This is a genomic window from Flavobacterium sp. 25HG05S-40 (assembly GCF_052654735.1).
Map to the genome: position 1 here is coordinate 2,066,787 of NZ_CP199750.1, position 12,412 is coordinate 2,079,198.

Consider the following 12,412-nt stretch of genomic DNA (forward strand, 5'->3'; position numbering starts at 1 on the left):
AAAAATGACGCCATTGAAATAATTAAGAAACAATATTTTACTAAATTTACCCAAATGATTTTCTTTTGAACCCAAAACCACATCACCCATCGGCACTTCATGAAAAAGACGGGATTCCGCAACCGGAAAGCTTAAGTGTTTCGGCGTTGGAAAAAATTGTCAAAAGTAGAAAAGTCCAACCTTCAGCATCAGAACTTATTAACGGTATTTTGTCACATGATAAAGTAGCGTTAAGTCGGGCCATTACATTGGTCGAAAGCACGAATACAGCTCATTTGGCAAAAGCTAATGACATTATTAACGGTTGTCTGCCTTATGCCAATCAATCGGTTCGCATTGGGATTACCGGAGTTCCCGGTGTTGGAAAATCGACTTTTATTGAAGCTTTTGGAAAACACCTGACTTCATTAGGCAAAAAAGTAGCGGTTTTGGCTGTAGATCCTAGCAGTACGATATCTCACGGAAGCATTTTGGGAGATAAAACCCGTATGGAAGAATTGGTTAAAGATGAGAATGCGTACATCAGACCATCAGCTTCTGGTGAGACGTTGGGTGGCGTTGCCCGAAAAACTCGTGAAACTATTATTCTTTGCGAAGCAGCGGGATTTGATACCATTATTATAGAAACTGTTGGTGTTGGTCAGAGTGAAACTGCCGTCCACAGCATGGTGGATTTCTTTCTACTACTAAAAATATCAGGTGCTGGCGACGAATTACAAGGCATTAAACGCGGTATAATGGAAATGGCGGATGCTATTGTTATCAACAAAGCCGATGGCGATAATATTAATAAGGCAAAATTAGCCAAAACCGAATTTAACCGTGCCTTGCATTTATTTCCAGCCAAGAATTCGGGTTGGATTCCGACGGTTTCGACTTGTAGCGCTTATGAAAAAACAGGGATTGATACGGTTTGGAAAACGATAAGCGATTATCTGCATTTGGTAAAAACCAATCAGTATTTTGAAAAAAAACGACAAGAACAAAACCAATTCTGGATGATGGAAACGATTGATGAGCAGTTAAAATCCAACTTTTATAATCATCCTGAAATAGCAGTCCTTTTAGAAGAAAATAAGAAAGCTGTGGCTTTTAATGAAATCTCTCCTTTTGCTGCAGCGATGGCGTTGTTGGGGAAGTATTTCAGATAAATATTGTACTAAGTGCATTTTTTAAAGAAACGAAAGTGTCGGCAACGGCTAGTGTTTCAGAAAGTATTGAAGCTATTTTGACTTGCGGAATGGGCATCATGTAATTCCATTGTGTCATTGAAGAATTGCCTTTTGATTTTTTAACTCCTTGTAAATTGCGGATAATGGTCATAAAATCTCCGAGTGGCACATTTGTGACTGTTTTTGATTTTAAAACCATAGTTTTAAATTTTTTATAAAGTTATAAAGGTAAAATATATTTAAAGAATATAGGTAAAATTAATAAAAACATATCTTGAAATAAGGTTGTTTTGAAGTGTATTTCTTGAAAAATCTGAGGTTTGTATTTGAGAAAAAACGCTATTGTTTAATAGATTTTTACCAATTAAATTGAATTCGTATTTTTTGTCTTTTGGTTTATAAATGATACTAAAGTCAAGGAATAAATAATCATTGCTTGTGTTATTAGTATTGGGCATGAAGTAATCTCCACTAATTACAGAAAAGATAGATGCTGAGTGTTTGTACTTTATTTTTAGCGCATTTGTAAACATTGTATTCTTGATTGTGCCTATGTTTTCTGATTTGTTAGATGAATAAATATAGTTTGATAGATTTTCAAAATTGATTTTTGTGTCAAAAGCTGTTTTTATTTCTACTGTATTAGAAATGTTATTACTAGTGTTATTTCTTAAATCAGTTGTGTTAACGATATTTTTGTAGCTAGATTTTGATATGGTTGAAGTCAATTTTACGTTAGTAGATAGCTTACTAATAAATTTTTCTGAAGATACATTTAGGTTTAAATTATCGTTTTTTTCTTTTAGATAAAAGTTGTTTAGTATGGTTACATTTTCGTTAATCAAGAAATTTGAAAAATAGTTTCCGTTATTTTTTTGATAGCTGATGCCAACACTAACAAAAAATTGTTTATACATATTGTTGTTATAATAGTTTAAAGAATAGACTTCGGATTTTTGTATTTCTAATGTTGGTGTATTGGTTAATTTTATTCTATTGTTTGTTGTTATTGGATTTGTGAAAATGTATTCTTCTGAAAAAGGAGTTAGATTTAAACTCGCTTTTGATGTAATAAATGATTTATTGTTAATTCGGTATCTAATACCAAAAGACGGTTCAAACAATAGATCCGATTTTGATTTGTTATTTAAATTTTGATTTTCGTTTAACACTTGATTTAAATATTTGATAGAAAATAATGGCATTATTGACCAATTATTCAAGGTATAATTTATTGAACCAAGCGCATATATAGATTTTTTGAAATAATTTGGATTATTAAAATTTGTGGTTGTTAAATTTGAATTGTTTAATGAGTTATAATCGGTGTTTTCATAGGTTGCTCCCGTTGAAAATGAATATTTGTATTTTGATTTATTACCTAATAAGATAACAATTGCATCTAAATAATTCTTTTTGAAGTTACTACTTTGGTTTTCACTTATTGATGCATTTAGGTTGTTCAGTGTAAGATTTTGTGGAAGGTTGTTGTAGGCATGGCTTAATTGTAATTGTAATGCTTGCTTACTGTTAAGTTTATTGGTAAATAGTATTCTTTGATTAAAGAATATACTTTCGGATTTTAGATTTGATTGAAAAGAATTGAGATTGTTTGCGGTTATGGAGGATTTAGATTTTATGTTTTCATAACTAAATTTTGTTTTGTATTCTAGTAATGAATTTTTTGAAGTATTGTATTTTAGTTCAATATCGCCTCTGTAAAATTGTGGTTTTTTATTTGTATTGAAATTATCGGTTGTGATAAAAGTTTGGTTTTGAATGTTGTTTTCGCTTGTATTAAGTTGATTTAATTTTATGTTATCATTAATATAATACAAATTAGTTTTGACAGAAAAACGTTTGTTTACTTTAAAAATACTATTATAATTTGAAAAAAGCATATTATTGAAGTTGGCTCTTTCATCATCAATAGCATTATTGAATAGTACTTCGGAAATTACCTTGTGTGTTGATAAGTCTTTTTCTTTTTGTTGTTCTATACTTCTGTTGGATGAAAAGTAATCGAATGGTGAATGATTTACACCAATATTATTATAGTTTAATGTTCCAAATGATTTATAGTTTTTAGAAATACCCAATATGTTGGCATTTGAATTGTTTAATAAATTTAAATCGTTATTTATTCCAAGACCCAAATCGATATTACCTGAATAGTCCGTTTTGCCTTTCTTAAGTTTTAGATTTAAAGATACTTTTTCGCCACCTTCAATTCCTTTAAGTAATGGGTTTTCTGAATAATTATCGATAGCTTGAACTTGTTCAAGCATATCAATATTTATATTTTTTGTACCCAGACTATAGTTGTAGCCAAATAAATTGTCGCCATCTAGTGTAACTGTTTCTACGGATTTCCCCTTATATTTTATCTCTCCTGATTTTTCGTTAACTTCAATTCCGGGTAATCTTTTTAAAACGTCTTGAACTTTTTTATCAGTTGGATCTTTATATTTATCAATAGTATAGGTCAAAGTGTCTTGTTTAATGGAATATGATTTTTTTTCAGAAACTACGACAACTTCTTTTAATTCAGTAACTTTTTGCTTTTGTAATACAAAATCTATTGAGTACGTTTCTTCAACTTTTGGATTTTGAATTATGAATGTTTGGTTATAATAGTCTTGTGAGGTAACTTCAACTAATAAAATTTGATATTTTTTTTTAAGAGATGTATTGAATTTTCCGTTTCGAGCGTAAGTAAACTCAACAATGCTTGATGGATTATCACTTTCTTTTAGTAAGATATTTGCAAATGGAATTATTTTACCGTTATCATCTTTTACACTCCCATTAATTGTTTGTGCAGTTATAAATAATGGAAAAAAAATAAATATATAAGCAAGACTTTCTTTCATTAAAATTTCATTTCAGGAAGTTCTAAATCTTCAATTTTATCAGTTATTTTAATATTTCCAACTTCGCCATCTTCTGAAATAGATTTAAGTTTTTTTAATTGTTCTCTTAATCTTTCCTCAAATGTATTTTTATACATATTCCATGAAATAACTTTTTTGTTTTCATATATGTTTGTAATTAAATTTAGGGTCTTACCATCTTTTTTTATTTTCCTTGGTTCAATTACAAAATAATTATCTAAACTTTTTACACTTACAATTAACCCAGGTAAACCATCAAACTTCCATGGACCTCCATAAGGTGCTATTTCATTCGAGAATGTAGCTTCATATGTTCTACCTCTAAATTTTGCAGTTGCTTTTTGGCATTTAAATCCTAATACTAGGGTATCTGATTTTGGTTTTATTTCCCAATTAAAAAGATTTATTTTTTCGCCAACAAATACTTTTTTATTTAAAATGATCTCATTGAATATAAGTGTGTCTTTTGTATAGTTTTTATAAAAGTAGTCTTGCTTTATGTAAGCATAATGATTGTCGGATAATTTTACTTGTTTTAGTTCTCCAATTTTCTCTACATCAAAAATTAAGTTTTGATATTTGAATTGTTGTATACTATCATTAACATTATTAAAATAAGCAGATTGATTTTCACTAATTATTAAATTGTAAATAGTTGATGTAGCTAGTATTGCATCATTTGTATTTTCAGAAACAGAATATTCAACTTCTAAATTTTGAGAAAAAGTGCTCAGGCTGAAAAGTAAGAGTAGTATAATTGATACTTTTTTCATTTAAATATTTATTTAAGAATTGCCTCTTTAAGAGGCAATTCGATTTCTTAATTAAGGTTCTAAATTTGCTGTTAACTCTCCTAACTTTCTAAGGCATTGGTTTCCAGCTGTATTACAACTTGTAAGCCAACCTCCAGCAGATGTTGTATAAGTAACACCGCCTACAGTTTTTGAGCAAGTTATTGTGCAAATATCTCTATCTTCATTATTTTCATTTTTGATAGTGATAGTTTGATTTTCCTTTTGTAAATCAGTTTTATTTTCTGTAGTAGGCGTATTTGCAAAACTACTTAATGAAAACATAGTTGTGGCAATAAAGCCAAAAATTAATTTTTTCATATTCTAGATTTTAATTGCTTACTTTCATTTTTAGAGTTGTTGTTTCAGCATTAATTCCAACTAAAAAAATTATTGTAAGGTACTTAATTTATCAAGTTTTGCTTCACATCTTCTTGCTGCTCCTTCGCAAGTTGATAAAAAATTTCCAGCTTCAGTTGTGTAAGTAACACCACCGATAACTCTAGAACATGTAACTGAACAAACAGTTTCAACTTTTTTGCTGTTTTCTTTTGTTACGTCGATTTCGTTTTCTAAAGTTGGCGTGTTCGCAAAACTTACTGTTGAAAACATTGCTGTGGCAATAAAGCCAAAAATTGCTTTTCTCATCTTTAATTAGATTAAAATTTTTATTTTCCTTCTTCTTTTTTTAGGCGTTAAAGGTTTTCCTACTCCGTTTTTATTTTGGGTAACAGAGAAATCCCTCAATTATTGGCCAAATAATATCTTATAAAGTTTTTATCTGAATTTATTGTTTTAGCAAATTTTAAAAAAATTTAATTTGACATTTGTACACGTAAAAACACCAGTTTTTATTTAATTATTTGATTTTTTTCACCTTCTGTGCAGCTAACGGGTATCCTATAACTATTGAAATAATTACTAATCGAAGGTTGCAACCAACTCTCATTCCCCAACCAATGGTTACCAAAAATTAAAGCCAGTGGCAAAAAGATTCCCATTATTCCTATGAGTTGCCTCAAGAGTAAATAAGATACAATATAATCGTCATTGGATTGTTTGAGTGCTTTCATACCATTTAGTGATGGGCAGTGGTTACAGAATATACCCTTTAATAAAGGTGAGGAAAGTAATAGGAGTCATGGGTTCAGTGATAGTGCTTAGACATCTGTCTACCGCATAAGCAATTCTTATTCTGGGATAATCGGGGAATTCATTAGCGATCAGATTGATCAATATTTTTCTTTCTGCGGGATTATTACCGTTGATGAATTGATATTGATATAAGGCTTTACAATTGTGTTCTACAGTACTCCAATTCATTTTATTTGAGTTTAAAACTAACCTTAACACCTCCCACCAATAAACGTCTCGGTAAAAAAATGAGAGGGTTGAAAAGGTCTAGTTTATTTTACTTCATCATAACAATATGTCTTACTATTTTTTGCACTTAGTCTATTTATGAATTGCATCCTACATACCTTTCGGCACTACAATTTGTGCAGAATATAACATTCACAGACTACGACAAAAAAACTGCATAATAACACCGTTTTAACGAGAACATCAGTGACTTTATCCGACTTATTTAACATCATGGTTGCTATCTTTTTAATTGCTTTACTTGTTTTTGTTTTGATTGAAGCATGGACTTCAAAAAAAAACCTGCCCAATATTATATCAAATACCACAATGATTATCTGGGCAGGCTTAAACTAACTGTCAAACTTTCCTTTTCAAATTTGTACTATGAAATCATCCTGGAAAGCAAGTTTTGTATTAGGGATAATGATTAATTATCTAACATTTCAAAGTTGCAAAACAAAATTTAAAAAGAGTATAGGGTTTTTACGGTATTTACTACCGTGTTTTTACGGTATTTTTTATGAAAAAAAATAGTAGAAAAACGTATTGTTCTTTTAAATATTATTAGTTGATTTGTTAAAGAGTAAAGCATTTCAATGCTGAATCACGCACCCAGAAAAACAAAACTTTATAAAATCTAATTATTAAAAAACAAATGAAATGGCTTTAAAAACAATGAACTTAGACTTGATTGAAGAAATGGTTACTAATTACAAAACCAAACAGTATTTATCAATCGTTACCAACACCATCAATCCTATGAAGTTTGATGCGCAATCAGTTTGGTTTGATTTAAATGCATTAAAAGAATTTATAGAAGCAATTGAAATTGAAACAGCAAAACATCCAGAGTATGGCATGCATGATTTTGGTGTACGCTTCTATTATTCAGCTTATCCCGATAGTGAAACCTGTGATTTACCGGGTTATGAAAGCGTTGCCGATTTACCAACTAATTATGAAAAATTACATACGCTAATTGCCGTTCCAACAGCGAAAATAAATGGTTGTGATTCTGATTTTGACCCTTACAATGTAGCTACTTACACTGGTACAAAACCCTCTGGCCCCGGCTGTGCTATTATGGCAGAGAATCATGGTGGTTTAAATCCACCATCTGGCACTTCCGGATTATGGTTTTAAAAATAAACTACATTAACTAAATCTACATTGTAAATAATTCTCATGATTTAAATCAAAGGCTAATAAAAGTATGAATGAATACCATCTCCTATTAAAAAAAATCTTGCTGTGCACTGAAATTATGGCAGCTATTATAGCTATTCTTAAATTTAAAAAGTTTAAGAATAGCTATTGGAAATGGTTCATTTATTACCTTGTTTTCATAGCTATCTCTGAGTTTTTATATAATTTATTTTTAATACACTACCAAATTTTCGAAAACTATTATTATGCTTTTTTTGTTATACCGTTAGAGTTCATTTTTATATTTTGGTTGTACAGTTATAAATCACTTAACAACAAAAAACTATTTTGGATTAGTATTGGAATATTTTTAACCTCACTTATACCCTATTTTCTATTTGATGAAAAAACAACAACCGTCAAATCATTAAATTATATCGTCGGCGCTTTTTTAATTAGTATTATGATCATTTTAGAATATAAAAAACAAATGATCTCTGATGACATACTGAAATTTAGAGAAAATATGATGTTTTATATCAATACGGCTGTTGGCATATTTTATGTTGGTACTTTGCCTTTTTTCGCCTTTAACAGTCTTTTGTGGAATGATAAAGAGATTTTTTATAATTATTTTACGCTTTTTTTACTGACCAATATTTCTATGTACATCCTTTTTTCAATTGCACTACTATGGGGAAAACCGAATACTTACTGATTACTATCGTTTTTAACTTTTTGTTTCTTTTGTTTATTGTAGCTATCATATCCTATGTATTGCAATATAAACGAAAAAAAAGAGAGCACTTGCAAGCCATCGAAAGCCAGAATGACCTTCACCAAAAGGAACTTTTAGCCATTCAGCTAGAAATGCAGCAAAAAACCATGCAGGAAATTGGAAGGGAAATACACGATAATATTGGTCAAAAACTCACGCTCGCCAGTTTGTATATTCAGAATCTTATTTATGAAAATAAGAAACAAGAAGGTTCAGAAAGTATCGAAAATATCAACACTATCATCAACGATTCTTTGTCCGATTTAAGACAACTTTCAAAAACACTTACAGACGATTCTATTGCTACAAAATCATTAATAGCCTTACTGCAAACGGAGTGTCAAAAGGTGAACAAACTCAAAAAATGTGGCATCACTTATGATACTGAAATACAATCCAACAATGTTAATTACGCCACCAAAACGATGTTGTTACGCATTGCCCAAGAGTTTATTCAGAATAGTTTGAAACATGCCGATTGTAAAGCTATTCAAGTAAATTTAAGCCAAAATAATTCCTTCATCATCATGGAACTTTCGGATGACGGTCATGGATTTGATACAAACACCATCAATTCGAATGGAAGTGGACTACAAAACATGAAAAAAAGAACCGAAACCATTGGAGGTCAGTTTCTTTTGGAAAGCAACACTGGCGGAACTTCCTTAACTATAAAATTACCCTCAACATTATAAAATTGAAATGTTAAAATGTTAAAATAATGAGTATCTTAGCTTCACCATAATTAATAAAATGAAGCATTCCATAGTCATTGTTGATGACCATATTTTAATTGCCAAAGCATTAGGCAGTATAATGGCTAATTTTGAAGATTTTGAAGTCCTTTACGAATGTCAAAACGGAAAAGAACTTCAAGATAAATTAATTTCAGAAGCCAACATTCCTGCAATCATTCTTTTAGACATCAGCATGCCTATTATGGATGGTTTTGAAACTTCTAAATGGCTACGCGAACATCATCCTAATGTATTGGTATTGGCTTTAAGTATGCAAGACGACGAAACTAGTGTCATCAAAATGATTAAAAATGGCGCTAGAGGTTATCTCCTAAAAAATGTAGCGCCAAGCGAATTAGAGTTGGCTTTAAAAACCATTATGAACAACGGATTTTATTATCCTGAATGGGCCTCACATATTGTATTTTCTAATATGATGGGGAATGCACCACAGCAAGATTCTGTCTTACCTACAGATTTAACAGATCGAGAAAAAGAATTTCTGAAACTCTGCATCACAGACATGAGCTACAAAGAAATCTCCGAAAAGATGTATTGCAGTCCGCGAACTATTGAAAGTTATCGCAATAGCTTGTGTGAGAAATTAAATATCAAAACTCGAGTAGGATTGGCAGTTTTTGCCATTAAAAGTGGATTAGACTAGCGTCTATTCTTCGTAACGCTCCATTTCCCTGTCATAGAATTCTCCGGCCAAGGTAATCAAATGTTCCATTTCGCTTTCCAATTCGGTTTCATCTTCGCCTTCCAAATCTTCCAGAAACTCTACCTCATCGTCTTTTAAATTGATTAAAAACCGTGGAAAATCAAGGTGTATAACAAATATATCTTCTGGTAAATCGGAGTTGTCTGCTAGTAAAAATTTTGGTAATTCCATTTTAAAAAATAATTAGTGATTAGCCTTTAGCTAAGAGCTTTTTGGTTAAATAATGAAAGCGAATATACAAAAATAAAGCTGCGGCTGTTAAGCCGGCTAACAATCCAATCCAAACGCCAATTGCTTTTAAATCGGTGTGAATCCCTAAATAATACGATATCGGAAAACCCACAATCCAATAGGCTACAAAAGTAATGTACATCGGAATCTTAACATCTTGCAAACCGCGAAGTGCACCCAAAACCACAACTTGTATGCCGTCCGAAATCTGAAATACTGCAGCAACCAATAGCAATTTAGCCGCAATAGTAATTACTTCCTGATTGTCTAAAAGTTGGGATTGGTTTTCCATATTCAGAAACAAATACGGTAAGATTTGGTGCAACGCCACAAACATTATCGCAAAGACAATTTCGATTAAAATAGCTAACAAAAAGATGGAACGCGCCACAATAACTAACTGCTTGTAATCTTTCAATCCTCTTTGGGTACCGATTCTAATCATCGAAACCACACTCAAACCCATCGCAAACATAAAGGTCATCGAGGCCAAACTCAGCGCAATCTGATTCGCAGCCTGACTTGTTTTTCCGATGTTGCCACAAAGCCATATTCCAGCAGTGAACAATACCACTTCAAACAACATTTGCATCGCTGAAGGAAAACCTAGATTAACGATTTTCTTAATCATCTCCTTTTTAATTTCGTCAAAACTGAAATTTTGGAAGTATTGTTTTAAACGTTCTTTTCTGGATAAAATCATGTGCATGAAAACGACCATCGCAATCCTTGAAATCACCGTTCCCAAGGCAGCGCCAATGATACCCATTTTTGGAAAAATCCAAACGCCATAAATCAGACAATAGTTAATAAAAACGTGTAAAACATTGGCCATAACAATCGCATACATTGACACTTTTGTCATAGATAAACCATCGGCAAATTGTTTGTAACCTTGATATATAATAAGCGGAACCAAGGAAAAGGCAACCCAATCCACAAAAGGCTTTGCAAGGGTAATTACTTCTTTAGGCTGGTGTAATAATTCCATTATCGGCTTGGCCAAAACCACTAAACCAAAAAGAGAAATCCCTAAAATAGTACACAAAAACAAACCGTGATGAAAGGCAGAACGGATTTTGGAGTTGTTTTGTTCAGCATCCGCTTCGGCCACAATGGGAGTAATCGCTGTAGAAAATCCGATTCCAAGCGACATGGCCACAAAAATCATACTATTGCCCAAAGAAACTGCAGCCAATTCAGTACTGCCTAATTTTCCCACCATAATATTATCAACAATACCAATCATCGTATGTCCCAACATTCCGATTATTACGGGATATGCGAGCTTTAAATTCGCTTTAAATTCTTTTGTATAAACAGAAAGGTTCATTTCTATGATTTTGAGTCGCAAAAGTAGACTATTAGTCAAATATAATTCTAGCTAAACAATTCTTAAAGTGATTTTTTTTTACTTTTACAAAAAAACTATTACCTTATGAAAACAAAATTACTTTTAACTTGTTTACTTTCAAGTTATTTTTTGACAGCTCAAAACATCTTTCAAGAATCCTTTTCGAGTTACAATTCAGATGCTCAATTAAGCGGTCAAGGAAGTTGGACCAATAACTCTTCTTTACCAGGAGGTTTAGGAACGTGTGTTGGAGCATTATGTGCTAATGCTAGAGTTGTAGACCAAGTTATAGGCGCAGTCGCTTATGGCTCTTCTCCTAAAGCGTTTAGTTTAACTCCGAATACCGATGGCTGTGGTAGAGCTTTTGCGCCTTTTACTGAAAATGGCAATTTGTATATTGGTATGGTCATCAATATCACTAATGCCCAGTCTTCTCCTATAGATTTTTTCAGAGTACTGAGTGGTGGTAATTTTACAACCACCTTTCGAATGTTAGTTCAGCCTACAGGTGGTTCAACTTTTAGCATCGGGATTAGAAAAGGTGATACCAGTAATCCAACCGTATTTACTGCAAATTCCTATAACTATGGTACCGATTATTTGTTAATCTTCAAATACACGCAAGCCTCTGGCGTGAATGACGATACAGTAACACTTTATGCCAATGCGGATTATTTAGCAGGAGAAGCCGGTAATACCGTTTCAGCAACCAACTTTGCAGGAAATGATCAATCGGGCAATATTGATAGAATGTCATTCAGACAAAACGCCGGTCCGGCTGGAATGCCCACTGGATTTGTAAGCTTAGTTAGTGTAGCTAAAAGTTGGGAAACCCTGACTTTCAATTTAGCCAACAATGAGTTTAACAAAAACACTTTTTCCATTGTTAGCAACGAAGCTACTATTGGAATTTTAAATATTAAATCCGGAATTGCTTTAGATAACGCAACGCTGTCAATTTATGACATTCAAGGACGAAAAGTAGTCCATAAAACTACTGACTTAGCGGAATCAGTAAACGAAATTTCTATAAACCCTATCCGAAATGCAGGGGTCTATATTCTAGAAATTATCTCAGAAAACAACCAACGTTTTACACAGAAAATAATAGTAAAATAATCAGTACTAATACAATAAAAAACGCGCTGACAATCAGCGCGTTTTTTATTGTATTCAATGACTTCTTAAATGATTGAAATTTTATATGATCACGAATACTT

At 31.8% G+C, this 12,412-nt stretch carries 14 protein-coding genes; 6 read left to right on the top strand and 8 right to left on the bottom strand.

The features are described from left to right. Positions 1–65: 65 nt before the first annotated feature. Complete coding sequence (gene meaB, locus ACULEU_RS09005) at positions 66–1,151, top strand: methylmalonyl Co-A mutase-associated GTPase MeaB (protein ID WP_445452269.1); 1,086 nt, start codon at positions 66–68, stop codon at positions 1,149–1,151. Here the strand turns inward: meaB and ACULEU_RS09010 are convergent. The 6 genes from ACULEU_RS09010 to ACULEU_RS09035 all read right to left on the bottom strand — a co-directional run bounded on the left by ACULEU_RS09010 (position 1,144) and on the right by ACULEU_RS09035 (position 6,180). Continuing rightward, positions 1,144–1,371, bottom strand: coding sequence for a hypothetical protein (locus ACULEU_RS09010; protein WP_445452270.1), 228 nt, complete (start codon positions 1,369–1,371; stop codon positions 1,144–1,146). The two genes, meaB and ACULEU_RS09010, sit on opposite strands and share 8 nt — an antisense overlap. Positions 1,372–1,411: 40 nt before the next feature. Continuing rightward, a complete protein-coding gene (locus ACULEU_RS09015) occupies positions 1,412–4,045 on the bottom strand; it encodes a hypothetical protein (RefSeq protein ID WP_445452271.1) in 2,634 nt (877 codons plus the stop codon). Then, positions 4,045–4,839, bottom strand: coding sequence for a GLPGLI family protein (locus ACULEU_RS09020; protein ID WP_445452272.1), 795 nt, complete (start codon positions 4,837–4,839; stop codon positions 4,045–4,047). Before ACULEU_RS09020 ends, ACULEU_RS09015 begins: the two co-directional genes overlap by 1 nt. Before the next feature lie 51 nt (positions 4,840–4,890). Continuing rightward, positions 4,891–5,178 (bottom strand): hypothetical protein, encoded by a 288-nt coding sequence (locus ACULEU_RS09025; protein WP_445452273.1) that lies wholly within the window; start codon positions 5,176–5,178, stop codon positions 4,891–4,893. A 69-nt stretch (positions 5,179–5,247) separates the two neighbouring features. Continuing rightward, entirely contained in the window at positions 5,248–5,505 is a 258-nt protein-coding gene (locus ACULEU_RS09030) for a hypothetical protein (RefSeq protein WP_445452274.1), read from the bottom strand. Between the two features lie 447 nt (positions 5,506–5,952). Continuing rightward, positions 5,953–6,180 (bottom strand): hypothetical protein, encoded by a 228-nt coding sequence (locus tag ACULEU_RS09035; protein ID WP_445452275.1) that lies wholly within the window; start codon positions 6,178–6,180, stop codon positions 5,953–5,955. A gap of 702 nt (positions 6,181–6,882) precedes the next feature. On the opposite strand from ACULEU_RS09035, the gene ACULEU_RS09040 reads away from it, so the two are divergent. From ACULEU_RS09040 to ACULEU_RS09055, 4 genes are all read left to right on the top strand, one after another. Then, entirely contained in the window at positions 6,883–7,365 is a 483-nt protein-coding gene (locus ACULEU_RS09040) for a hypothetical protein (RefSeq protein ID WP_445452276.1), read from the top strand. Between the two features lie 466 nt (positions 7,366–7,831). Then, positions 7,832–8,086 carry a hypothetical protein gene (locus tag ACULEU_RS09045; RefSeq protein ID WP_445452277.1) on the top strand — a complete coding sequence of 85 codons (255 nt, stop codon included), beginning with the start codon at positions 7,832–7,834 and terminating at the stop codon, positions 8,084–8,086. Next, positions 8,062–8,841: a sensor histidine kinase gene (locus ACULEU_RS09050; RefSeq protein WP_445452278.1), complete on the top strand. Its 780-nt coding sequence runs from the start codon at positions 8,062–8,064 to the stop codon at positions 8,839–8,841. The genes ACULEU_RS09045 and ACULEU_RS09050 overlap by 25 nt, the downstream gene beginning before the upstream one ends. A gap of 58 nt (positions 8,842–8,899) precedes the next feature. After that, entirely contained in the window at positions 8,900–9,547 is a 648-nt protein-coding gene (locus ACULEU_RS09055; protein WP_445452279.1) for a response regulator, read from the top strand. A gap of 3 nt (positions 9,548–9,550) precedes the next feature. On the opposite strand, the gene ACULEU_RS09060 is transcribed toward ACULEU_RS09055, so the two are convergent. After that, positions 9,551–9,778 (bottom strand): hypothetical protein, encoded by a 228-nt coding sequence (locus ACULEU_RS09060; protein WP_445452280.1) that lies wholly within the window; start codon positions 9,776–9,778, stop codon positions 9,551–9,553. A gap of 19 nt (positions 9,779–9,797) precedes the next feature. Beyond that, positions 9,798–11,171, bottom strand: a complete 1,374-nt coding sequence (locus tag ACULEU_RS09065) for an MATE family efflux transporter (protein ID WP_445452281.1) — start codon at positions 11,169–11,171, stop codon at positions 9,798–9,800. A 105-nt stretch (positions 11,172–11,276) separates the two neighbouring features. On the opposite strand from ACULEU_RS09065, the gene ACULEU_RS09070 reads away from it, so the two are divergent. After that, complete coding sequence (locus tag ACULEU_RS09070; RefSeq protein WP_445452282.1) at positions 11,277–12,311, top strand: T9SS type A sorting domain-containing protein; 1,035 nt, start codon at positions 11,277–11,279, stop codon at positions 12,309–12,311. Positions 12,312–12,412 lie beyond the last annotated feature (101 nt).

Coding starts and splice junctions, on each gene's coding strand:
- ACULEU_RS09010 (WP_445452270.1), bottom strand. CDS start 1,371: ATGGTTTTAAAATCAAAAACAGTCACAAATGTGCCACTCGGAGATTTT.
- ACULEU_RS09015 (WP_445452271.1), bottom strand. CDS start 4,045: ATGAAAGAAAGTCTTGCTTATATATTTATTTTTTTTCCATTATTTATA.
- ACULEU_RS09020 (WP_445452272.1), bottom strand. CDS start 4,839: ATGAAAAAAGTATCAATTATACTACTCTTACTTTTCAGCCTGAGCACT.
- ACULEU_RS09025 (WP_445452273.1), bottom strand. CDS start 5,178: ATGAAAAAATTAATTTTTGGCTTTATTGCCACAACTATGTTTTCATTA.
- ACULEU_RS09030 (WP_445452274.1), bottom strand. CDS start 5,505: ATGAGAAAAGCAATTTTTGGCTTTATTGCCACAGCAATGTTTTCAACA.
- ACULEU_RS09035 (WP_445452275.1), bottom strand. CDS start 6,180: ATGAATTGGAGTACTGTAGAACACAATTGTAAAGCCTTATATCAATAT.
- ACULEU_RS09040 (WP_445452276.1), top strand. CDS start 6,883: ATGGCTTTAAAAACAATGAACTTAGACTTGATTGAAGAAATGGTTACT.
- ACULEU_RS09045 (WP_445452277.1), top strand. CDS start 7,832: ATGATCATTTTAGAATATAAAAAACAAATGATCTCTGATGACATACTG.
- ACULEU_RS09050 (WP_445452278.1), top strand. CDS start 8,062: ATGGGGAAAACCGAATACTTACTGATTACTATCGTTTTTAACTTTTTG.
- ACULEU_RS09055 (WP_445452279.1), top strand. CDS start 8,900: ATGAAGCATTCCATAGTCATTGTTGATGACCATATTTTAATTGCCAAA.
- ACULEU_RS09060 (WP_445452280.1), bottom strand. CDS start 9,778: ATGGAATTACCAAAATTTTTACTAGCAGACAACTCCGATTTACCAGAA.
- ACULEU_RS09065 (WP_445452281.1), bottom strand. CDS start 11,171: ATGAACCTTTCTGTTTATACAAAAGAATTTAAAGCGAATTTAAAGCTC.
- ACULEU_RS09070 (WP_445452282.1), top strand. CDS start 11,277: ATGAAAACAAAATTACTTTTAACTTGTTTACTTTCAAGTTATTTTTTG.